This window comes from Endothiovibrio diazotrophicus (assembly GCF_054657215.1).
Genome location: NZ_BAAHXB010000400.1, coordinates 1 through 216 on the forward strand (window position 1 = coordinate 1; position 216 = coordinate 216).

1 protein-coding gene is annotated in these 216 nt (G+C 63.4%); it reads left to right on the plus strand.

Annotation, left to right across the window (positions count from 1 at the left end; translation table 11 throughout):
• Positions 1–22 precede the first annotated feature (22 nt).
• On the plus strand, positions 23–216 hold a 194-nt coding region (locus tag ACYQ2W_RS26970), incomplete at its 3' end, for a FitA-like ribbon-helix-helix domain-containing protein (RefSeq protein WP_459874246.1).

The window sequence follows — 216 nt, forward strand, 5'->3', positions numbered from 1 at the left end:
GAATGCAGATTGAGGTGCTGTTATGGCGTTTCTGATCATTCGTAATCTCGACGACCCCGTGAAGGTGGAGTTCCGCCTCCACGCCGCCCGTCATGGCTGTTCCATGGAGGAGGAGGCGCGCCGGATTCTCCGCCGGGCCCTGACCGGTGATCCGGCGGAGAAGGGCTTGGGCAGCCGACTTCATCGCCGTTTCGTCGAGCTGACCGGCGGAGACGC